Origin of the sequence: Gillisella vitis (assembly GCF_021559775.1) — a bacterium.
GTDB classification, from domain to species: Bacteria; Pseudomonadota; Alphaproteobacteria; order Rhizobiales; family Rhizobiaceae; genus Allorhizobium; species Allorhizobium ampelinum.
This window is the reverse complement of record NZ_CP056047.1, coordinates 1,817,697-1,837,734: the sequence shown is the minus strand read 5'-3', so window position 1 is coordinate 1,837,734 and position 20,038 is coordinate 1,817,697. Positions and strand designations below refer to the sequence as shown.

The 20,038-nt window shown below is 55.5% G+C and carries 24 protein-coding genes; 21 read left to right on the top strand and 3 right to left on the bottom strand.

The features are described from left to right. Positions 1-116: 116 nt before the first annotated feature. From AVCG78_RS08735 to AVCG78_RS08715, 5 genes are all read left to right on the top strand, one after another. The gene (locus tag AVCG78_RS08735) at positions 117-296 is read left to right on the top strand and encodes a hypothetical protein (protein WP_071205782.1); all 180 of its coding nucleotides are present in this window, start codon (positions 117-119) and stop codon (positions 294-296) included. Positions 297-525: 229 nt separating this feature from the next. Next, positions 526-945 (top strand): DUF3168 domain-containing protein, encoded by a 420-nt coding sequence (locus AVCG78_RS08730; RefSeq protein ID WP_071205784.1) that lies wholly within the window; start codon positions 526-528, stop codon positions 943-945. Between the two features lie 25 nt (positions 946-970). Further along, positions 971-1,408 carry a phage tail tube protein gene (locus AVCG78_RS08725; RefSeq protein ID WP_070150494.1) on the top strand — a complete coding sequence of 146 codons (438 nt, stop codon included), beginning with the start codon at positions 971-973 and terminating at the stop codon, positions 1,406-1,408. Then, positions 1,405-1,788, top strand: coding sequence for a gene transfer agent family protein (locus tag AVCG78_RS08720; RefSeq protein ID WP_071205786.1), 384 nt, complete (start codon positions 1,405-1,407; stop codon positions 1,786-1,788). The genes AVCG78_RS08725 and AVCG78_RS08720 overlap by 4 nt, the downstream gene beginning before the upstream one ends. Next, complete coding sequence (locus tag AVCG78_RS08715; protein ID WP_071205788.1) at positions 1,785-1,973, top strand: hypothetical protein; 189 nt, start codon at positions 1,785-1,787, stop codon at positions 1,971-1,973. The genes AVCG78_RS08720 and AVCG78_RS08715 overlap by 4 nt, the downstream gene beginning before the upstream one ends. 4 nt (positions 1,974-1,977) lie before the next feature. Here the strand turns inward: AVCG78_RS08715 and AVCG78_RS08710 are convergent, their stop codons facing one another. Further along, a complete protein-coding gene (locus AVCG78_RS08710; RefSeq protein WP_071205791.1) occupies positions 1,978-2,322 on the bottom strand; it encodes a hypothetical protein in 345 nt (114 codons plus the stop codon). 309 nt (positions 2,323-2,631) lie between these two features. Here AVCG78_RS08710 and AVCG78_RS08705 point away from each other — a divergent pair, with 309 nt between their 5' ends. The 10 genes from AVCG78_RS08705 to AVCG78_RS08660 are packed head-to-tail and all read left to right on the top strand — an operon-like array spanning position 2,632 to position 14,296. Then, positions 2,632-5,730 (top strand): tape measure protein, encoded by a 3,099-nt coding sequence (locus AVCG78_RS08705; protein ID WP_081355474.1) that lies wholly within the window; start codon positions 2,632-2,634, stop codon positions 5,728-5,730. Next, positions 5,727-6,353 (top strand): hypothetical protein, encoded by a 627-nt coding sequence (locus tag AVCG78_RS08700; protein ID WP_071205793.1) that lies wholly within the window; start codon positions 5,727-5,729, stop codon positions 6,351-6,353. The genes AVCG78_RS08705 and AVCG78_RS08700 overlap by 4 nt, the downstream gene beginning before the upstream one ends. After that, positions 6,353-7,039: a hypothetical protein gene (locus AVCG78_RS08695; RefSeq protein WP_156601737.1), complete on the top strand. Its 687-nt coding sequence runs from the start codon at positions 6,353-6,355 to the stop codon at positions 7,037-7,039. Before AVCG78_RS08700 ends, AVCG78_RS08695 begins: the two co-directional genes overlap by 1 nt. Beyond that, positions 7,032-7,463, top strand: coding sequence for a GNAT family N-acetyltransferase (locus AVCG78_RS08690; protein ID WP_156601738.1), 432 nt, complete (start codon positions 7,032-7,034; stop codon positions 7,461-7,463). Before AVCG78_RS08695 ends, AVCG78_RS08690 begins: the two co-directional genes overlap by 8 nt. A gap of 13 nt (positions 7,464-7,476) precedes the next feature. Then, on the top strand, positions 7,477-12,063 hold the full coding sequence (locus tag AVCG78_RS08685) for a phage tail protein (protein ID WP_174089685.1): 4,587 nt from the start codon (positions 7,477-7,479) through the stop codon (positions 12,061-12,063). A gap of 17 nt (positions 12,064-12,080) precedes the next feature. Further along, positions 12,081-12,560, top strand: coding sequence for a hypothetical protein (locus AVCG78_RS08680; protein ID WP_071204831.1), 480 nt, complete (start codon positions 12,081-12,083; stop codon positions 12,558-12,560). Further along, complete coding sequence (locus AVCG78_RS08675) at positions 12,557-13,069, top strand: hypothetical protein (protein WP_071204830.1); 513 nt, start codon at positions 12,557-12,559, stop codon at positions 13,067-13,069. Before AVCG78_RS08680 ends, AVCG78_RS08675 begins: the two co-directional genes overlap by 4 nt. Then, positions 13,069-13,431, top strand: a complete 363-nt coding sequence (locus AVCG78_RS08670) for a hypothetical protein (protein ID WP_071204829.1) — start codon at positions 13,069-13,071, stop codon at positions 13,429-13,431. Before AVCG78_RS08675 ends, AVCG78_RS08670 begins: the two co-directional genes overlap by 1 nt. Before the next feature lie 16 nt (positions 13,432-13,447). After that, on the top strand, positions 13,448-14,053 hold the full coding sequence (locus tag AVCG78_RS08665) for a hypothetical protein (RefSeq protein WP_234665190.1): 606 nt from the start codon (positions 13,448-13,450) through the stop codon (positions 14,051-14,053). Between the two features lie 3 nt (positions 14,054-14,056). Continuing rightward, positions 14,057-14,296 carry a hypothetical protein gene (locus AVCG78_RS08660; RefSeq protein ID WP_071204828.1) on the top strand — a complete coding sequence of 80 codons (240 nt, stop codon included), beginning with the start codon at positions 14,057-14,059 and terminating at the stop codon, positions 14,294-14,296. Positions 14,297-14,300: 4 nt separating this feature from the next. Here the strand turns inward: AVCG78_RS08660 and AVCG78_RS08655 are convergent, their stop codons facing one another. Continuing rightward, the gene (locus AVCG78_RS08655) at positions 14,301-14,594 is read right to left on the bottom strand and encodes a helix-turn-helix domain-containing protein (protein WP_071204827.1); all 294 of its coding nucleotides are present in this window, start codon (positions 14,592-14,594) and stop codon (positions 14,301-14,303) included. A gap of 422 nt (positions 14,595-15,016) precedes the next feature. Here AVCG78_RS08655 and AVCG78_RS08650 point away from each other — a divergent pair, with 422 nt between their 5' ends. The 6 genes from AVCG78_RS08650 (at position 15,017) to AVCG78_RS08625 (ending at position 18,931) form a co-directional block, all read left to right on the top strand. Next, entirely contained in the window at positions 15,017-15,361 is a 345-nt protein-coding gene (locus AVCG78_RS08650; RefSeq protein WP_071204826.1) for a restriction endonuclease, read from the top strand. A 305-nt stretch (positions 15,362-15,666) separates the two neighbouring features. After that, the gene (locus AVCG78_RS08645; protein ID WP_139191435.1) at positions 15,667-16,569 is read left to right on the top strand and encodes a hypothetical protein; all 903 of its coding nucleotides are present in this window, start codon (positions 15,667-15,669) and stop codon (positions 16,567-16,569) included. Positions 16,570-17,107: 538 nt separating this feature from the next. Next, positions 17,108-17,353, top strand: coding sequence for a DUF7940 domain-containing protein (locus AVCG78_RS08640; RefSeq protein ID WP_081355339.1), 246 nt, complete (start codon positions 17,108-17,110; stop codon positions 17,351-17,353). After that, the gene (locus AVCG78_RS08635) at positions 17,340-17,930 is read left to right on the top strand and encodes a lysozyme (RefSeq protein WP_071204824.1); all 591 of its coding nucleotides are present in this window, start codon (positions 17,340-17,342) and stop codon (positions 17,928-17,930) included. Before AVCG78_RS08640 ends, AVCG78_RS08635 begins: the two co-directional genes overlap by 14 nt. Beyond that, complete coding sequence (locus AVCG78_RS08630; protein ID WP_071204823.1) at positions 17,927-18,340, top strand: hypothetical protein; 414 nt, start codon at positions 17,927-17,929, stop codon at positions 18,338-18,340. Before AVCG78_RS08635 ends, AVCG78_RS08630 begins: the two co-directional genes overlap by 4 nt. A gap of 183 nt (positions 18,341-18,523) precedes the next feature. Continuing rightward, entirely contained in the window at positions 18,524-18,931 is a 408-nt protein-coding gene (locus AVCG78_RS08625; protein WP_071584730.1) for a hypothetical protein, read from the top strand. A 78-nt stretch (positions 18,932-19,009) separates the two neighbouring features. On the opposite strand, the gene AVCG78_RS08620 is transcribed toward AVCG78_RS08625, so the two are convergent. After that, positions 19,010-19,942, bottom strand: coding sequence for a hypothetical protein (locus AVCG78_RS08620; protein WP_071204821.1), 933 nt, complete (start codon positions 19,940-19,942; stop codon positions 19,010-19,012). Positions 19,943-20,038: the final 96 nt, after the last annotated feature.

The window sequence follows — 20,038 nt, the reverse complement described above, 5'->3', positions numbered from 1 at the left end:
CTTTACAAGAACCATAATCAAGATCCTGATGGATATTTTGAACGCGGCGATCTGCCAGCGCAGTATCAGCGCTGCTTTACACGCTGCGTGACCCGTCAATCGCGTAGGAGGCAATAATGGCTCGCGTGAAATTCACACAAGACTTCGACTACAAGCCCATCAGTCAGTCCACAACGGGCTATAAGGCCGGTTGGGAAGGCACAGTGAAGCGAGATTGCGCGGCGCAGGCAATCGCCGCTGGCAAGGCTGAGTGGGCAGGTAAGGATGCGCAGGCGCAGCGCAATGGCGAAACCTAGGTCTGCCAGTGATCTCTACCATCTGGTTGTCTTCCTTAGCTGACTATGCGCGCTGGGCCGAATTCGGCACGGCGGCACTTATCAATGGCAGGATGTTTTCGGGATCGAAACATCCTGGGACGACAGCCCGTCCATATTTCAATTTATCTTGGCGAGCAAATAAGAAACCGGCCGTGCGTGCGGTCAGCAAGGCTACTTGCGAGAGCGCCAGAAAGGTTGCTGTGAAACTATGACCCAGGACGCATCACATGAATTGCAGGTTGCTATCGTGGCAGCTTTGAAGGCGTCTACCGAGATTGAAGCTCTTGTGGCCGATCGGATTTACGACCAGGTGCCATTGGAGAGCAGCGGTAGTTTGCAGTTCCCATATATTTCTTTTGGCAGCACTCAAGTTCTGCAAGAGCAGGTCGAGTGTTTCGATGCTTCAGACTTGACGATACAGATTGATATTTGGTCTCGTGATCCAGGCTATGCCGAGGGGCGCAAGATTGCCAAGGTGATCAGGGCTGTGCTCAACGAAGAAGAGTTGAGCCTCTCCGATAATGCTCTCGTCTATTTCAAGCTTACGCGGCGGGACGATGTCCGCGCCTCAGACGGAGTGACTACGCATATCGCCATGACGTTTGGCGCTGGCGTCGAAAACCACTAACCCAACTCAACAACAGGAGGCCAATATGGCACAAGCAACCACCATTCGGGGGGGTAAAATCCGCGTGCTTCTCGGCAACTCGGCTACTCCCATCGTCTATAGCGCCCCGTGCGGTTTTACGCAGCGCTCTATCTCCATCGACAAGGCGCTGGAAGATAGCTCTATTCCTGACTGCGACGATCCTGACAAGGTGGATTGGCTCGGTCGCGATGCGTCGTCTCTGTCTATGTCCATCACTGGCGAAGGCGTTCTTGCTGGCGAAAGTGTCGAGACGTGGCTGGATGCAGTTGAAAATGTCGACAGCATCCCAGTCAAGGTCGAATGGCAGTTCCCGGCCAAAACGATCACGTGGACCGGCAATATGCATGTCGAGAAATTCGAAGGTGCAGGAGATAACGGCAAGCGGGCAACGGCGAGCGTGTCCATGCAGAGCGATGGCCCCATGGTTCGTGTGGTCACATGAGCCGAGATGCTCAAATCACAATTCCTTGGGCGGATGGTGACCACACCTTCCGCCTGGGCTGGGGTGAATTGGAACTTCTGCAAGAAGCGTGTGACGCCGGGCCATATGTTATTCTGTCCCGGCTTTATGGTGACAGCTGGCGTATTGGTGACATTTCCAACACCATCCGCCTCGGTCTTGTTGGCGGCGGAATGGCTCCAACGGACGCATTGCATCTTGTCAGGACATGGGTGGAAAAGCGTCCGCCGTTGGAAAACATCCTCTTTGCTCAAACCATCCTCTCGGCTGGTATTGTCGGCGCGCCGGATGAAACGCCGGGGGAGCAAGACGCGGCAAATCAAAAGGGGCAGCCCTTGACGATCTTCCCAACGGAAAATTGAGGTTTGCCGCGATTTACGGCAATGGTGCGGCGATCGGCTTTTCACCTCAACAAGTCCGCGCCATGTCGCTCTTTCAATATTTTTCTGCTCTCGACGGATGGATGGCCGCGAACGTGCCGGAAGATGAAGGAGCGCTTTCCGAGAAGGAAAAAGATGATCTGTGGGATTGGTTGGAAGAGAGATAAACGATCAGGCTGGCGATTGGATCCTAGATCTGATGTATTCAAGCAATTGCATTGCTTCTCCCAAACCTACCAGGTCGCCTTCTTGGTCGCGATTTTGGTCGTAAGGCCAATGAGTTTTACGGGTTGAAACTTTCGTTCCTGCTTTGAGTTGATCCATCACCTGCTGCGCCGACACGCAACCATTTTCCCCAGTCCGGATGGGTGCATTTCCGTCGATCCGAATTAGCGCAGTTCGCCCTGGAAAGTCATGTCCTTGGACGCAAACAATCTGTGGTGTAGATGAGAATTTGTAGTCGATGAGTATCGGCGAGCGTTTAGCAAAAATCTCGCAGTCTTTTTTGTCATTCATCTTGTCTATTCTGCACGCTACTGACCAATCCCTGGAAAAAATGTCGGCGTTTCGCCCTAACGATCCAGTGTTGTCTGAATACGTTGTGTAAAACAATCCTGATGGCGTCATGCCCTGCCTGTATGAGAAGTATCCTAAAACGGGGCTATGATTGCGTACCTCGACTTCTCCGGACTGCCATCCTGCTACTGCGACCATCTCCCTACGATCCAAGTCTCTATTTTCCTTGGGCGCCACGCATCCGCAAAGGATGACCGACGCGGCTAATAGTGTTTTTCGCATACCTCTCCCAACCTTTATGGACATTCCATGGCAACCGACGTTGAAAAACTCGTAGTGCAACTTTCGGCTGATATCAAAGGGTATCAGCGGGAAATGCAGAAAGCGGCTGATATCGCCGATAGCCAAGCTCGAGCTATCGAGAAACGTTATCAGCAGATGGATAAGCGTCTTGGCGCGCTTGGATCATCCGCAGCAAATGGCTTGATCGCGCCGCTGAAGAATATTGCTTCTGCGATCAAGGTCAATGATGTGCTTGCCTATGCTGACGCCTGGACCGACGCGAAAAATAGTCTCGCTGTTGCTGGCGTCGTTGGCGAAAATCAGGTGCAGATTTTAGATAAGATATACCAATCTGCCCAAAACAATGCGGCTCCGGTGGGAGCGATGGTTGAATTGTTTGGTAAAGCAGCGCAGGCCTCCAATAATTTGGGCGCAAGTCAAAGCGACCTGCTGAAATTCACGGACGGCGTGGGGACTGCCCTTAGGGTTGAGGGAAAGAGTGTGGGAGCCGCATCCGGTGCATTGACCCAGCTTGGTCAGTTGCTTGGTTCGACACGTGTTCAGGCGGAGCAGTTCAATTCGATCAATGAAGGGGGGCGGCCGATCCTGATCGCCGTTGCCAATGGTCTCAGTGCTGCGGGCGGTTCTGTCAGCAAGCTCAAACAATTGGTCAATGACGGCGCAGTGTCCAACCGCGACTTTTTCCAGTCCTTTCTGAAGGGATTGCCGACCATCCAGGGCATGGCGGCCAATACCACCCAGACGATTGAACAGGGCGTGACCAAGGTGAACAACGCCTTCATCCGTTATATCGGTCAGACGGATGAGAGCCTCGGCGCATCCCAGCGCCTGGTTGCTGGCTTGAATGCCCTTGCGGATGACTTTAACGGCACGGCAGACACGGTCCTTTTGCTGGCAAGTGTGATCGCCGGTGCACTGGTCGGTCGTTCTATTGCAGGCATGCTCGCCAATCTTGGCCTCGCCACAGCAGCAGTTGTCCGGTTGATCGCGGCACTGCGGGCTGCATCGTCCATGGCCGGTATTGCGACCGCCATCAGCGGCATCGGTGCGGCGGCTGGTCCGCTTGGTCTGATCATCGGCGGCACTGTTGTCGGGGCGCTGGCATTATTCGCGTCGTCGTCTACGGAAGCGGCGGCCAATGCCAAGCACGTCGCTTCCGAGCTAGAGCGCTTAGGCTTGCTGACGAAGCAAGCGGCCCCGGATCTTGATAAAACGTCCAAGTCCCTTGATGAATTGGCTAAGACAGAGCGGGTTCAAAAGATCCGTGAATTTAATGACGAAATCGACCGCCTAAAGGGCGGCGGCAAGCTGAGTTTCTTCGATCAGGGCGATGAATTCGGATCGATCATCAGTCAGGCAACCTCAAAGTTGAGCGGATTTAGTGGTGTTTTTTCCTCATCTGAGGATAAAACCGCCCTTTCCGCCATCACACGTTACGCGGCTGGCGTTCGCGATGGGAACATTGTTGCCAATGAGGCGCTGGTGAAGCTGAAGGAGATCCAGCAGACTGAAATCAGCAAGCCCGTTCTGGCGTTGAATCTCCAATTGCAACGATCTGTCGAGATATTCAAGGCTGCGAAAACGGGTGTGCTTGCGCTTGGCGATACATCTGAGATCGACCTGGTGCGAGAACATCTTGGGGCCATGCGTGACGAATTGGCGTTACTAGGTAATTCAAACATGATTTCGGCTGGCCAAGTTAGCCAGATTGATGCACTTATTCAGAAATTCGAAGATGGTCAGGCGAGCGCTGCGGACACGAAAGAAGCGCTGCGGGGTGTTGCGGGTGTAAATCTTAACGCGATTGATTATGTCAATCGCCTCGTTCCAATTCTTGACGCCTTTAACCAGGTGACTGTAGCGGCCAAAAACGCCAGGGCAGATATTTCTGAAGCACTGTCACCCAATTTTTCTGCTCGTCAGCAGGCGGATTATAAGTCACGGCAAAACAGCGAAGAGATGCTTCGAATCGGCAAGGCCTATGCGGATGAAGCACAGCGGCAAAACACGCTCTCGAAACATCAGCTTGCTGTTGAAAAAGAAATCGCCAAGATAAAAGCCGATTTGCAAAGGACCGGTGGGTATTTGCCGGATGATCAAATCCGCAAGTTAGCGCAATCTAACGTCCAGGCGGATGAAACCCGTTCTAAGCCTGACAAAACACCATCGGTGTCAAAAAACACAGATAGCCGTTTTGAGACGGATATCCAAGGCGTGCGTGATCGCACGGCGGCGCTGGTGCAGGAACAGCAGGTCGTAGGCCAGACTTATTATCAGCAGGAACAGCGCCGCATGGCGCTCGACCTTGAGAAGCAGGCTTTGGCTGACGTGCGCGAGGAAGCCCGCAAGAATGGTGACGAAAATTGGCGTAATGCCGGAATCTCCGAAACGCAATCTCTGCGAATCCAGGAGGTGTCCTCCGCCTACGCCGAACAGGCAGACGTGTTGCGACGGGTCCAAGAGGCTCAACAGCGGTCGCAACAGACAGCTCAAGAGTTTTACGATACTGCCAAGTCGGCGTTCTCGGACGTGGTCATGGGCGCGCAAAGTTTTGAAAGCGCCCTGTCCGGCGTTCTCAAGAAGCTGGGTGAACTTGCCCTGAGCAGTGCCTTTGACGGCCTGTTTGGCGGATCGTCCGCCACCAGCAGCGGCGGCTGGTTGACGAACTTTTTCGGAGGTGGATCGTCAAGCCTGTCGAAATACATAGGAATGACAGGCCTATTCGCCGATGGCGGTTATACCGGAGCAGGGGGCAAGTATGAGCCAGCGGGCGTCGTGCACAAGGGCGAGTATGTCTTTGATGCGGATTCTGTGCGCAAGGCTGGCGGGCCTGCTGGCCTGGACGCCATGCGCAAGCGGCTGAAGGGCTATTCCAGCGGCGGCTATGTCGGGCCCAGTGCACCGCGCATGCCGGATCTGTCCAGGGCTGCGGCTAATAAAAACGCACCCACAAGCGTCACCTATGCGCCGGTTATTGATGCCCGAGGTGCGGACGCCGAGGCGGTCAGTCGCTTGCAGCATGCGCTTGCGCAAGATCGCAAGACATTTGACACCAAGGTGCTCAATGCCATGAAGGGCGCGCGGGCAAGAGGGGTGAAGGTATGACCGTCGTCTATCCCATTGACCTGCTCGCCGACTTCCCCGGTTGGACCACTAAGTTCGAGCCGCTGTTTCGCCAGGAGCAATCCCGGACAGAGGGCGGGGTGACTTACACCAAGGATCTGGGGTCGCCGCTGTGGTCGGCGACTTACAAAACAAAGGAACTTGGCCCCAATACGCTCGACGTCTGGCGGGCGCGGATCGAGGCGTTGGAAGGTGGCTTGCAATACTTCCGGGGGTATTCCCTGTCACGGTCCCGGCCCATTGCCTATCCTACCGGAAAGCCCGTGCCGGACAATGGCGTGGTCCTGTCTGCCATTGGTGCCAACAATAAGAGCGTGACGATCTCCGGGCTGGGGGCTGGTTATGTGGTCTCGGTTGGCGACATGATCCAGATTGCAGGCAGCGGGCTTTACCGCGTTGTCGAGGGTGCGGTTGCCAATGGATCCGGTATTGCCGGGCCGTTCGAGCTTCGCCCGCATTTGTGGCCGGGAACCGCTGCGGGGTCTGCTGTCACGCTGCTGCGGCCCTCCTGCACGATGATGATCGTGCCGGGGTCGATTTCCTCTGAAGCCGATTCGTCCACCGGGCGCGGCTCTGTGTCTTTCCAAGGTATCGAGGTGCGTTGATGCGCTTATATCCTGCTGCAATCACCAACGCGCTGGCGGCGCGGCAATTGGTGGCGCGTGATTTTCTCTGGATTATTGCGCGCGACCGGACCACTGGAAACCCGGTTTCCGTTGGCTTCTGGTCGGATGTCGGTAACATCACTGCCGAGGTGGTCCATCCCGACACCGGCAACGCCGATATCAGGAGCTTTTACGGTTCCGGCACGCTGATCAGCATCACAGAAATCCCGCTGGTCTCGACGCTGGAGGCGCAGAACGTCACCATCACCATGTCCCAGATTGACGATATGGTGGCGCAGGCCGTGCGGCTCTACGATTGCAAACAGGCCCGCGTGGAAATCTATCGCGGTCTGTTTTCTCCGCAAACCCGCAAGCTGGTGTCTCCGGCAGAACTGCGGTTCCTGGGCTTTGTCGACACGATAGAGATCAAGACCCCAGCCGAAGGAGATACCGGCGCGGTGACGTTGACCTGCGCCTCCCATATGCAGGAAATCACCCGCTCCAATCCCGACACCCGGTCGGATGCCAGCCAGAAGCTGCGCAGCTCCACCGATAATTTCTATCAGGATGCGGCGGTGGTTGGCGATTGGGAACTGTTCTGGGGACAGACACAGGGCAAGATTACCACGTCAAAGGCAAACAGCATGGCGGATTTCCTGGCCAAGGCTTTGGCTAAAAATGGTTAGGCCGGGCACGATTGCCGACCGGTTTGCCGTCATCGCCTTGCTGCGGGACAGTCATGCAGCGGCGGGCTATGCCTTCCGGTTCGAAGCGGCGCAGGCCGATGCGCTCTACCGGCTGCACCTCGACAATCCGATGGCATGTGCGTTGCTACTGGAACGCGATGGCATCGTGTGTGGCCTGTTGCTCGCATCGGCCTTTGATCATCCCTTCGGGGCTGGTCTGGTGGCCAAGGAAACGGTGTGGTTTATCGCACCGCAGGCGCGGGGTCGCTCCGGCCTTATCATGCTCGATGCCTATGAGGCATGGGCCAAATCCATCGGATGCGTCTCTATCGGCATGGCGGCGCTTGCCACCAACGATGTGTCGAGCCTCTATGTCCGGCGCGGCTATGCGCCTGCCGAGACGCATTTTATCAAACCCCTCTAAGGGTATTCCATCCATGACATTCTTTACTGCTATCGGCGCACTTGTCACCAGCGCGGCGGGTGCGATCTCGACCTTTGTGGGCGGCCTTACATGGGCCGGGATTGGTACTGCCCTTCTGAAGGGTGCGGTCGGCGTTGGTTTGAACTATCTGGCCTCGGCTGTGGCGGGCAAGAACAAGGCTTCCACAGCAAGTTTTGCCGTCAATGGGCAATTGCAGTCCGGTGGCACCGTGCCGCGCTCGATCATTTTTGGCATGACGGCGACGGCTGGTTCTCTGGTTTATGCCAATACCTGGGGCAATGCGGGCAAGACACCGAATGCCTATGTCACCCAGGTCATTGCGCTGGCCGATGCGCCGATCAAGTCGCTGCTGGTGGCAGTGGTCAATGGTGTCGCCTGCGAGATCGATTTCGATCATCCGCATGCCGAATACGGATGGCCGGTTGTCGATTACCGCAAGGGCAATACCGATTACCTCTGGCTGAAGTTTTACGATGGCACGCAGACTGAAGCGGATAGCTTTCTAGTCAACCGTGTCTCGTCCACGGCCCGCCCTTACGAGAATACCCGCGTCGGCCATGGCGTTGCCTATGTGATTGCCACCTCGCGCGTGAACCAGGAGCTGTTTTCCGGCTTTCCGTCCTTCAAGTTCGTGCTGGATGGTATGCGGCTTTATGATCCCTCCAAGGATAGTTCTGTCGGCGGCAATGGCCCGCAGCGCTGGAGCGACGCCTCGACCTGGGGCGGCGATGGCGACCGGCTGCCTGTTGTCCAGCTCTATGCCCTGATGCGCGGTATCCGCTGGAACGGTCAATGGCTCTATGGCCTCCAGACCGTCACCGAACGGCGCTTGCCTGCCAGCCACTGGATTGCCCAGATCGGCAAATGCCGCACCCTGATCGAAGGCGCTGATGGCATGGAGGCCACCTATCGCTCCGGCGCTGAGGTGCAGGTCAGTGCTGCCTTGCAGGATGCGGCGCAAGCGATGCTAACCGCCTGCAACGGTCGGCTTGCCGAGATCGGCGGCACCTATAAGCCGTTTATCGGCGTGTCGGACGAACCTGTCATGACCTTCTCGGATGCCGATATTCTGTCCACGGAAGAGCAGAGCTTTGCGCCATTCTTCGGCCTGTCCGATACCGTCAACGGGATTTCCGCCTCCTATCCATCGCCGGATGACGCCTGGAATATGACGGAAGCCCCGCCGCTCTATAACGGCGATTATGAGGTGGAAGACGGCAACCGTCGTCTGCTGTCGGATGTCAGTCTCGATTTTGTGCCTTACGCTGGACAGGTGCAGCGGCTGATGCAATCGGCCTTGAAGGAAGCCCGTCGCGCCCGCCGTCATACCATTTCCATGCCGCCAAAGTTCGGGGCATTGGAACCGGGTGACATTGTCGCCACGTCCAGCAATCGCAATGGCTATGTCGAGAAGCGGTTTCGGGTCGATGGTGTTCTCGATCAGCCCAACCTTGATGTTGTCCTCGATATCACCGAAGTCGATCCGACCGATTACAGCTGGAACCAGAGCAAAGATTATAAACCACCGGTCACCGGCAGTGTCTCCAGCGGGGTGCCTGTTGCGCAGTCCACGACAGGCTGGAGCGTTGTCGCCGGATCTGTCACCGATAGCGACAGCCAGGATCGCAGGCCCGCTATTGTTGTTTCCTGCACCGCCGATCTGGATGACGTGGCGCGGGTTTGGGTCAAGGTGCGCATCAAAGCCACGGGCGTTGTTGTTTATGATAGCGATGCGCATCCGTACGCTGGCGCTGCGACCTGGACCCTGTCCGGCACTTGGTGCCTGGCGCTAACAGAATATGAAGTGCAGGGCAAATTGGTTCCGGTGTCCAGCCGGGAAACCGTCGCGTCCGACTGGCTTTCCGTCACCACGCTGAATCTGTCGGAATCAACTGATGTTCTCGACGGTTCGATTGTGTCATCGAAGATCGCCGACGCGGCGGTGACGGCGTCCAAGATCATGGACGAGGCGGTCACCAATCTGAAGCTCGCGGACGCCGCTGTCAGTACGTCCAAGCTCCAGGTCGAGGCGGTGACGCAAGAGATCCTGGCGGCTAAGTCTGTCATCGCCGACAAGCTTGCCGACGCGGCGGTGACCGGAGCAAAGCTTGCTGCTGAGGCGGTCGATGCGACCAAGTTAGCGGCTGAGATTGAGCCGGTTAAGGTTGTCACCCAACTGCCGACCAGCCGCGTGTCTGCCTATGTCACGTTCAATGGTGAGGCTTATCGCTGGAACGGTGCGGCCTATGTGAAGACGGTGTCCACGGCTGAACTGACCGGGCAGTTGATCGGCTCGCAGATCGCTGACCTTGCCATTGTCGCCTCGAAGATCGCTGACGGGATCATCACCGGCAGCAAGGTTGCGGCTGACACCATCACGGGCAACAACCTAGCGGTCGGCTCCATTACAGCAAAAAGCCTGGCTGTAACGGACTACACCAACCTGATTCCCAACGGTAATTTCAACACTGATGATCTCGGCAGCCTTTACGACCTGAACACTGCCGCTGGCAAAGGCGCGATTTATTTTGCAGGCGGTATCAACGTCAACGGTAATCGAGGCCTCGTTCTTCAAAAAGTGACGACCCCATACAATACCTATGACTTGTCCATCCTGCTCAAAACGGCAAACGCCATCCCGGTTGAAGGCGGCGCGACGTACGGTTGGGGTGTCCAATATTATACCAACAGCGGAACAACGTCTGTAGGCGGTTTTTATTTCCGTCTGCGTTGGCTCGATGCAAACAAAACGGAACTGAGCAATCAAGACCCGGTTAACAACGCGATTATCACGGGAACTCGTTCCAAATATTCCGGTCAGGTTGTCGCTCCTGCCGCCGCTCGATTTGTCACTGTTCAAATCTACAGCAACGCGAACAACGCAAACACCACCAATCTCTTGGTGGACTACATGTACCTGCAAAAGGCCAATGCCGCACAGTTGATTGTTGACGGCAGCATCCTTGCAAACATGCTGTCGGCTGGGTCGGTGACCACGGATAAGCTTGCGGCCAACTCAGTGATTGCTGGTAAAATCGCAGCTGGTGCGGTTAATGCCGATCAACTTGTTGCGGGTGCGGTCGTTGCGTCCAAGATTGCAGGGGGAGCGATTACGGCTGACAAATTGGCAGTCGGCGTTAGCGCAAATCAGCTCACGAACTCGGATGCATCAGCTGGCACCACAGGCTGGGGGGTCTACTACGCTAACGGCGGCGTGTACTCGCTCACCAAACGAACAGACGGTTACGCACCTGCAAACGGTTCTTCTTTTGAATTAACCGGAAATGTGAACAACGCCCAATATGCGGATATGGGTCCGCTGAACCCATTGACTGGAGGTCCAAAGAGTTTCGCGGTTTCTGCCGGTGCTTACTATGAGTTCTCGGGTAGATACTACGCACAGAGTTGCCGCGCAGTCACTTTTTACATTCAGTGGATCAATGCGGCTGGGACCACCATAGGTTATTCGGGTCAGCAATATGACGCCACTAACTTGGGTGGAAATCCAAATTACGATTTCACCCGTTATCAGCAGGGCTATGTGAAGGGGCAAGCGCCTGCAAATGCCGTCGCCGCGAGAGTGTTCTTCAGATGCGAAGGATTCAATCTCGCTACAGGGTCAGGCAACACTTATGCCTGGGTCACGCAGATGTTCTTTGGGGTTGCCACGGTAAACCAAACCAGTGCAACGGTATGGTCGGATGGCGGAACGACCCTCATCCAGAACGGCAACATTGTCACCGGAACGATCACGGCTGATCGCCTTGTTGCCGGGACTTTGACGGCAACGCAGATTGCAGCGGGTGCGATTGTCGGGGCAAACATTGCGGCAGGCACGATCACGGGCAGTAATATTTCCGCCACAACAATCACCGGCACAAACATCGCCGCAAGCACCATCGGTGCGGACAAGCTTGCTGCCAATTCGGTGACGGCCAAACAGCTGGTGTTGACCGACTTCTCCAACCTGGTGCCTGACAACCAGATGCAGGATCCTGGCAACTCTTGGCCGGGCGCTGGCTGGGCGTCTTGGACCGACCCGTATCTTGGCGGCATGGCCTCTTTGTCGCAGATGAAGTTCACCTATGTTGCCGGTGCGACCGGTTACGGCGGTGAACTCCTTGGCAAAAGGTTTCCGGTGCAGGCCGGGGCGCAATACCGGGTGACGGGATCGGCATACGGTAACAGTGTGGTTTCGCCGCTATTGCGCATCAAATGGCTGGACCGATCCGGCGCATTGATCAGTTACATTGATTTCCTTTCGGGCGATCAATCGGCAGGCATCAAAACGGCAACAGTCAATCTGACCGCTCCGTCGAATGCCGCCTACGCTCAGATGGCGGCATACGTTTGGCGCACCACGACGACAAACGACGTCTATGTCGGCGGCTTTGTCGTCAACAAGCGCAACGCCGCCGAGCTGATCGTAGACGGAGCTATCACCGCCAACCAGCTGTCGGTCAATAGCCTAAGCGCCATCACTGCGAACCTTGGCACCGTGACAGCCGGTGAGATCCGCAGCACAAACGGCAAGATGATCATATCGCTAAATGCCGGAACGATCCTGATCACCGATTAACGAGACTGGAGACAGTAATGAGCAACAGGCTATCGATCACGCCTGGACGGATGATCGTGACCAAGCAAGGCTATGACGCTGCGAATCTTTCCGTCGCGGATCAGAATAAGGTCTTTGACAGCAATTGGGGCTTTACCGGCCTGATCATCGCGCGGGGTCAGGTCACCGACCCCGCGCCACGGTATAGTAGTGCTGACGGCGATCAGTACGCCACGGCTACAAATACCTCACTAACGATCACATTTCCGACCGTGGGTTACGCCCCTGCCGCGTATGTTTTTCACGAGTACACGCCTCGTTCCAACAGCTTCCAATCGCAGGGCATTGGCGAGATCCGATGCACGGCACCATTGGGTGGGAACCTTGGTGGCAGGGGCGGCGTACCAGCCACCATAGAAGACGGCATAATCACTATATTTCGCGGCCCTGCTGTCAACGGCGCATACGCTCGTTGGCCCGGCATTATCCGATACATCGTATTTGCGATCTCCCAATGACCAACAGAATTCACATTGGCAGCCTGAACGGCGAAGTCGGAATCTTCATTAGCCAGCCGGGCGATGATGTCTATGCGCCAACGAAAAGCAGATTGATGGATACGCGGTTTGAGACGCTGGACCTGCACGTCAAGGGCAGCGTCAACATGCAAAACATCTATTACAATTCATCGACGCTGACAGCGACGATCTACTATAGCGAGATCACCTTTCCCGATCTTGGTTATACGCCGATCTTCCATGCGTCCTTCTACAATCGCTTGAGCGGACTTTCCGATCTGCCGGTCGGTAGTTGTTTTTACCCAACCATGTGGGGGCAGAACGACCTAGGCAGCTCAATGGTCAGTGCCAAAAGCGCTAGCGACGGTCAAAGCTCGATTCTGCGCTATACCGGGGCATGGCTGCTCAACAATACGACGCTGCGGGCCAAGCTCGTTATTCTCGACACGTCGACCGACACCAACAGATTTCAGTTCTGTTACATGATTTTCAAGAACCGGGGCGCGTGATGACCAACAGGATCTTCATCGGCCAGAACGGCAACAGCTATCAGATCCGGGTGTCGAAAGCGGGCTATGACGTGACTACTGTCACCGACCCCACGCAGCTGGCTTTCTACGAGACGCTCTCCGGTCTCGTACCGTTTGAACAGGGGCTGGTCACGGTCGCATCAGGCGCGACGGTGAGTGTCACCCTGACCGGCACCTATACCTATTACCCGTTCATCGTGCTGCGCAACAACCTCAATCAGGTGCCGGGCAATTGGTACTACGCCCGCCTGACGCTCTCCACCAAAACCCTCACATTCAAGAACAACTACAGCGCCAGCATGGTGATCAAATACTGCGTGTTTCGAGAACTTGACTGGTAACGAAAGGAAAACAGACATGTACAATATCAGCAGCATGTATGAGGCCATGGTCGATGGCGTCATCGTGGAAGTGACTGCCAATCGCTCCAGCCGATGGACGGCCATGGCGGCCTGGTGGCTTGGTCGCCAACAGATCCTCAATGCGCGGGACTTCTGGTATGGGGTCGCGGCTCACATGACCAACGGGCTGACCTCAGAAGAACAGCAGGCCATCCAGGACCAGTTGTTGACTGATGAGAAAGCCTATCTGTCATCCACGACCGAGTTGCCTGCCATCCCTGATTATGTGCTGAATACCGTCGATGGCTGGGTCAATGAGCCGGTTTCCAACGATGTGCTGAAAAGCCGGTTTCAGCTTGCCATTCAGCAGGCCATGAACGCCAAGGCCCGCGAGCGTGGCTATGATAGCATGACGAACGCCGTTACCTATGTTGACGACAAGCATGCGACCTTTGCAGCGGAAGCCGCTGCCCTGAAGGATTGGCGGTCTGACGTGTGGGTTTATTCGCTGACTGAGCTGGAAAAGGTGATTGCCGACCAGCGTCCGATTCCGACGATCACCGATTTCCTCGCGGAGCTTCCGGCCTTCACCTGGCCCGAAGCCCAAAGCGCAGAGGCTTGAGCCATGAGCATTCTGGAAACAGCACTGCGTGAGCGTAGCAAGCTGCTGGAACAGCAGGCCGATCAGTATGCGGTTGCAGTGGAAAGCCTGTCGAACCGGCTGGCAGAGGCGCTGCGGCGGCTGGCTCCGCACGATCCTGATTATGTCAGGGGCGAAGCGCCGGACTTGGTGTCGGATGCAACAACTCTGCCTATCGAAGACCATGGCGGATCTGTGATGCCCCTTACGGTTCACGAAGAATAGAGAGCTACGCCAGACCGTCCAGATCGACGCTAAGGGTTTCTGCTATCTTCTTCATCGTCGTAAAGCTTCCGTCCTTCTTGCCGCTCTCGATCTCGGAAACATGGGGCGCGCTGATACCGGCCTGTTCGGCCAATTCCCGCGCCGTCATCTTGCGAAACGTGCGCCAGACCTTGACCGGATGTTCACCGGCAAGAAGCTGGTTGACGACTTCGGCGGGAACAAGCTCTTCGTCACCTGCGGCGATATCCGCCTTGACCTTATCCGCTGCTGCGATCTCGATTGGGTTGTTGGTGGTCATGCCACTGTTTTCGGTCTACCTGCCTGCCTGGGCCGATAATGTGCGTGCAGGATAAGCGGATCACGCTGGCTGGCGCGCGCGTGTTGATTTATTGCGGGGAGGGATGGGTGGATGCTACAAGAAATCTTGGACTGGATATTGTGAACACAATGCTTACGTCGGCTTTGCGCCTTCATTGCGGAAATAAGGTCCCCATTAACAACGTCCCGAAAGCGGAAAATGCAATGGGTAGGCGACGAGGTGGCACATTTGCGGCCATTGCGCTAACTATTGAGAACCTCTCGCTTTCGTAAATCGCCCCGTAGAGCATGCTCAAGGTGCAAGAGTTCGTTGATCCCCGAGACTGGTGCGGATATCTCTAGCCGACGTTTGCACAGTGAGATTGCAGGCGCGCTCCAGATGATGAGGTCGATGGATAACTGATGGCCCGCAAGAATAGAGAAGAGATGGATTCAAGGGACGTGGAGCTCGAGCCCGTGCTTTGCCCGATGTGCGAGCGGGTGATCCCGGACGATCAGAAAGACGACCACTATCTTGTCCCGAAGAGCAAGGGTGGCAAGATCACCGTGTGCCTGCATCGTGTCTGCCACAGCCAGATACATGCAATCTTCACCGACGCGCAACTGGCAAAGAAACTCTTCACGATCACCGCGATACTCGAAGACCCGGCCATGCAGAAATTCGTCACATGGGTAAAGACCAAGCCCCCGGGATTTTCCGACGTGGCGAAGGAGACGAGGTCCTCTTCTGGCCGAGGGCGCAAGTAGTAACCGTTGCGCAGGGCCCATCCACCATGGCGTATTGTGCAGTCAACCTGCAACGTCGCAACTGCTTGGGTATTTGTGCCAGCAGGCAGGATTGCGCCTTCATGCCGGTCGTTCGCACCACCTGCATTAGTTCCTGAAAGCTGTCGGTCGGTTTATCAAACGGAACGTCCTACTCGGGGTGGCTTGCGGTCAATCCGCTTTTGAGCGATCATTAGCAGAAAGCGGACAATGCTTACGTGCGGAGAACGAATGAACGTTTTAACTCCTTATGCCGTGAGCCGTCTTGCTTTCGGGACGCTGCCTCCTTGAAGCATCCCCGTAGCCCATCAGACCGTAAGGCCGAGCAAACCCTGCATCGCTTCGATCTCAATCCTCCTGATGTCGATAGCTGTCTTTTGCAGCTCCACGCGGTTTTCTCCCGTTACCGTCCGAGATGGGATTGGTGTCGCCAATGCTTCACGATCGAGGAGGAGGCGAAAACACGAAACGCGGGCGATCCGCGTCGCGCCACGCTCGAAAGCTTCGGGCAGATCTACTTAGAGCATCCCAAGTGCTCTGGTGGCCGCGACACATTCCTGCATTGGTTGCCCCGAGGGCTGGAACTAACATTCCTGAACTTCGACCATGAGTACTTTCCCATGGAAGGCGCGATGCGACTTGGACTCTGGCGCTGGCCGAAAGAGGAGCAGGATGCCTTGCGCGCCTTGTTCTGCCGCGTCGCGTTGAACTGGGTGGATGGCGGCGATTCCGTGCCATTCGAACGTGTGATGCGTAAGACGGGTAGGGATATGGCTACCTATGTGTCCGAATGCATCGTTGAAGCGCTCCTGATGCTTAGGGTTGACCCATTTGATCTGTTTGCTTGGTTGGCACGAGCGAACTCAACCCGAGCGCGGGACGTTCTGGTCGGTCTCACAACTCACGGGCATCTCGTCGATGAAGGGGTCTATTATGTTCTGGACGATGCCACATACGAACCATTGCTGCGCAACGGTATTCGAGCTTTAGACCGGCTTGCGTTGGACGCTCTTCAGCGGATCGCGACCGACGAGCGACTGGTGTGCCTGTGGTCTTGGGCTGACCGTGAAGATCGGGTGTTGGCCCGCAATATCGAGGATACGGAACCGTTGCGGACGAAACGTGCCCTTCGCCTGTTGGCAACGGAACGCAGGAGGAATCGCGCGATCGTCGAAGCCGCTATCACCTGAACGGCGGCGCCCATCCCGTAAATCGATTGCCTTCTTGCCGGTCGCGTAAGCTATTTCATAAACGGTCTGCACAGAAGGGTTGTCAGCTTACGGCCCCTTATCGGTCGTCAGGATCATTCATCGAATTCTCCATGTTGGCCAACAGAAGATCCCAGTAATCAACCCTGGCATGATTGGGGTTTTCATATCAGAAACGGTGGAGCTGAGCAGGTTTTTACAAATTTCATTTTTCCGATTCTGCGTGTCAAGATTCCGGAACCACACAGCGAACTACATCCGTAGACGAATAGGACCGCAGCTTCGCCCATGGAATGATTATCGAGCATGGGGCCATGTGTAGAACCGATGCGGCCGGGATTGCGCGGCGTGTGGCTGATCTGGACGCTTCAATGCACTGAGACGAAACCGAAGCGTTTTGAATTTACGGCTCTCTTCTTGGGGGCCTTTTTTATGAGCGTCATTAGCCAATCCAGATTCATTGAAATCGGATTGTGGTTCCCCGACTAGCCAATCTGAAATCACACAAAAGGAAACGATTATGGACCTCCTCCCTGAATGGCGGCGGGTGCTTAAGCACGCTTGGTCGATCCGTCTCAACCTTTTGGCGGGCTTCTTCACCGGAATGGAGATCGCCCTGCCGATCATCGATCAGTGGATCAGCATCCCAAGAGGTATGTTCGCGGCTTTGTCAGGCTTCGCCACCATGGCCAGCACCGCCGCCCGTCTCGTTGCTCAACGCAACGTCTCCGCACCATCGAAGGAAACCACAGATGCCGATCAATAAGATCACCTCATCCAAGCGTGGTAAGGCGGCGATCGCTGCGGCTTTTATCGTTGCGGCCTCGGGTGCGTGGGGAACTTATCAAGCGAGCAAGTCGCCAGCTGCCGTCGTCCTTGCCGTCGATCATCTGATCAAGCCGTGGGAAGGGCTTGTCCTTAAATCCCATTGGGATCCGTTCGCCAAGATTTACGACATCTGCTACGGCGAAACCATGATCAACGGTAAGCCCGTCACCGCCGGCATGTCGTTTACTGCCGATCAATGCGAGGACATGCTGATCACGCGGGTGCAGCGGGACTATTATACGCCGTTGACGAAGCAGATTTCAGGGTTCACGTCCTTCCCGGTTTCCGTCCAGGCGGCGCAGATCTCCGGCGCTTACAATTTCGGTGTGGCCGGCATGGTCCGCTCTCGCGCTGCCACCCTCGCCAAGCAGGGGAAATTCCGCGAGGCCTGCGAGGCTCAAACCGCATGGAACAAGGCGGGCGGCCAAGTGGTCAACGGTCTCGTCAAACGGCGCGAGATGGGAGACGCCCAGCGGATCGGCGAGGCCGAAATCTGCGTGAGTGGCCTGCAATGACCATCGCCCTCACGATCCTCAAAGCCGTCGGCTGGCGCGGGCTCGCGCTGATTGCCGCACTCGCCAGCCTGTTCGCATGGCATCTGCATTCCGTGCAGTCGGCGAAGGAAGCCGGGCGGGTCGAGGTGCGCCAGCAGTGGGCAGAGGCTCAACGTAAAGCCGACTTGCTTCAGCTCGCCAAGATAGAGGCCCAGCAAAAACAGCTCAATGCCGCCGATGCGGCCTTGGTCGCCAACATCGCCGCCCATGTGGGGCAGGTCGCAGGACTGGAAACAGCGCTTGCCGAGGAAAGGGAACAGGATAATGCGAAACCGAATGCTGCTGCTGGGGCGGGTGCCGCTCCTGCCTGCTCTCCTATGCCTGACAGGGTGCGAAACGCTCTCAACGCTATCGGCACAACCGACCGCTGATCGCAAACCAAACGTCTCGGCTAGCATCATGGCCGATTGCAATGCGCCCGTGTTTATTCCTGATGGCACAGATCGAACGGCTGAATATCGGCTGTGGGGACAGGACCGAAAGGCGCTGGCCGATTGCCGCGCTACAAATGCCGCGAAGGCAGACACCATCAATGCACTGCAAAGGGGCGGGACGTGACGGACGAACCAGCGGCAAAACCGCCGAAATACAACATCAACACCTGGATCAATCTCACGACGCTGGTCAGTATCATTGCAGGCGGCGGTTATGCATGGGCGCAAACCAATGGTGACATTGACGAGCTGAAGCGCTGGCGGGTTGCCGTGGAAGGCCGGCTAGGCAATGCGGACGGCAAGATCGAGGAACGCTTCAAGGTAAATGAGGTTGAGCTTCGCAAGCTCGATAACCTGTCCTACCGCGTCACCGTTGCCGAACAATCTGCCACATCAATATCGCAGGCAATCAAGGAACTGCAAATCACGGCGAGCGGGCAAAGTGGCGATCTGCGGGTTATGCGGGAAATCCTTCAAAGGATTGAGGCGGCGCAAAGGGGTGATCCGCCAACAACTTACGGACGATGACATTTCAATCCAAAAATACCAACCCTACGATCGTGCAGGGTTGGTATGTGTTTGCGGTTTAAACGCGCAATTGGCAGACTAATCTAAGCTTTTTATAGCAATTGCGGTTGCCAAGCCCGCAGCGGGAACTTTCAGGAAACCGACGACGTCACTCGGCCTGTTGACGTTAATCCCCTTTAAGACGCCCTTATTGAATTCGAGCGTTTGGCTACTCTCGACAAAGGGATGCCTTTTGAATTGAGCATAAGCGATGGTGTCCATATCAGGAGCCATAACAGTGAAGGAGTTGTCTATTCTATACTGTGGGTCCGGAACCGAACCTCTCACAAGGTAAACATGCAGTTTGACTCTATACGGTCGACTTACACGAAAAAAAAGGCAGTTTGGGCAATCCGTCTTGGCCTGCATTTCTGTCTTTGCGGATGCTGGGAACAGATTTTCGGAGCTAGCGGGGTCTATATCGAGCGTTGCTTTGAATGAGCAGTTGACAATTTTGTTTAGATCCTCGTTTTGCGGTGATTTGGGGTTTGTGAAATCCAAAGTGAGAATTGATTTTGCACCATCACATGATTCGTTCTCGGATTTTTTTTCCTCTCCGGGCAAGTCCTGAGCCCTCACGGCTGTTTGGATTTTTTTGTAATTCTCTAATACGGTGTTAATACCTTCAATGGCACCTGCGGTGTTGTCGGAGGCGGTTGTTGATACTTTTTCTAGAAGTCCGTCTGGTGCGGATACTGTGAACTGGTCAGAAGATAAAGGTTCATGATTGAAGCGGATGAAGTATTTGTTTTTCAGATCGGGTACGATATTCGGAGTCGAACTGTAGGAAACTACGAGCGCTTTTTTTATACCATCAATTGAGACGGTTACGGGTATTTCCGCTTTTGGTAGGTAGTAACCGATTACAGGAGCATCGGATTTTGAAATCCTTTCCGTAGTGGTTTCGATTACTGGAGAGGCGCAACTTTGGCATAGCACTGCCGTCGCGAAGAATGCGACAAAACGTTTCATTGATTTATCCCCCATTTATTTATTTTATTATTATTTTATAAAAATTTATTATCGTCAATAATAATTATATGATGCTTGGCTTTGGGAGTTTGCGTT

Bases quoted from the DNA above. Each gene is read 5' to 3' on its own strand.
- AVCG78_RS08720 (WP_071205786.1), top strand. From the start codon at position 1,405: ATGAGCCGAGATGCTCAAATCACAATTCCTTGGGCGGATGGTGACCAC.
- AVCG78_RS08675 (WP_071204830.1), top strand. From the start codon at position 12,557: ATGACCAACAGAATTCACATTGGCAGCCTGAACGGCGAAGTCGGAATC.
- AVCG78_RS08670 (WP_071204829.1), top strand. From the start codon at position 13,069: ATGACCAACAGGATCTTCATCGGCCAGAACGGCAACAGCTATCAGATC.
- AVCG78_RS08665 (WP_234665190.1), top strand. From the start codon at position 13,448: ATGTACAATATCAGCAGCATGTATGAGGCCATGGTCGATGGCGTCATC.
- AVCG78_RS08725 (WP_070150494.1), top strand. From the start codon at position 971: ATGGCACAAGCAACCACCATTCGGGGGGGTAAAATCCGCGTGCTTCTC.
- AVCG78_RS08655 (WP_071204827.1), bottom strand. From the start codon at position 14,594: ATGACCACCAACAACCCAATCGAGATCGCAGCAGCGGATAAGGTCAAG.
- AVCG78_RS08705 (WP_081355474.1), top strand. From the start codon at position 2,632: ATGGCAACCGACGTTGAAAAACTCGTAGTGCAACTTTCGGCTGATATC.
- AVCG78_RS08700 (WP_071205793.1), top strand. From the start codon at position 5,727: ATGACCGTCGTCTATCCCATTGACCTGCTCGCCGACTTCCCCGGTTGG.
- AVCG78_RS08640 (WP_081355339.1), top strand. From the start codon at position 17,108: ATGGACCTCCTCCCTGAATGGCGGCGGGTGCTTAAGCACGCTTGGTCG.
- AVCG78_RS08635 (WP_071204824.1), top strand. From the start codon at position 17,340: ATGCCGATCAATAAGATCACCTCATCCAAGCGTGGTAAGGCGGCGATC.
- AVCG78_RS08690 (WP_156601738.1), top strand. From the start codon at position 7,032: ATGGTTAGGCCGGGCACGATTGCCGACCGGTTTGCCGTCATCGCCTTG.
- AVCG78_RS08695 (WP_156601737.1), top strand. From the start codon at position 6,353: ATGCGCTTATATCCTGCTGCAATCACCAACGCGCTGGCGGCGCGGCAA.
- AVCG78_RS08660 (WP_071204828.1), top strand. From the start codon at position 14,057: ATGAGCATTCTGGAAACAGCACTGCGTGAGCGTAGCAAGCTGCTGGAA.
- AVCG78_RS08620 (WP_071204821.1), bottom strand. From the start codon at position 19,942: ATGAAACGTTTTGTCGCATTCTTCGCGACGGCAGTGCTATGCCAAAGT.
- AVCG78_RS08630 (WP_071204823.1), top strand. From the start codon at position 17,927: ATGACCATCGCCCTCACGATCCTCAAAGCCGTCGGCTGGCGCGGGCTC.
- AVCG78_RS08680 (WP_071204831.1), top strand. From the start codon at position 12,081: ATGAGCAACAGGCTATCGATCACGCCTGGACGGATGATCGTGACCAAG.
- AVCG78_RS08730 (WP_071205784.1), top strand. From the start codon at position 526: ATGACCCAGGACGCATCACATGAATTGCAGGTTGCTATCGTGGCAGCT.
- AVCG78_RS08710 (WP_071205791.1), bottom strand. From the start codon at position 2,322: ATGAATGACAAAAAAGACTGCGAGATTTTTGCTAAACGCTCGCCGATA.
- AVCG78_RS08685 (WP_174089685.1), top strand. From the start codon at position 7,477: ATGACATTCTTTACTGCTATCGGCGCACTTGTCACCAGCGCGGCGGGT.
- AVCG78_RS08735 (WP_071205782.1), top strand. From the start codon at position 117: ATGGCTCGCGTGAAATTCACACAAGACTTCGACTACAAGCCCATCAGT.
- AVCG78_RS08650 (WP_071204826.1), top strand. From the start codon at position 15,017: ATGGCCCGCAAGAATAGAGAAGAGATGGATTCAAGGGACGTGGAGCTC.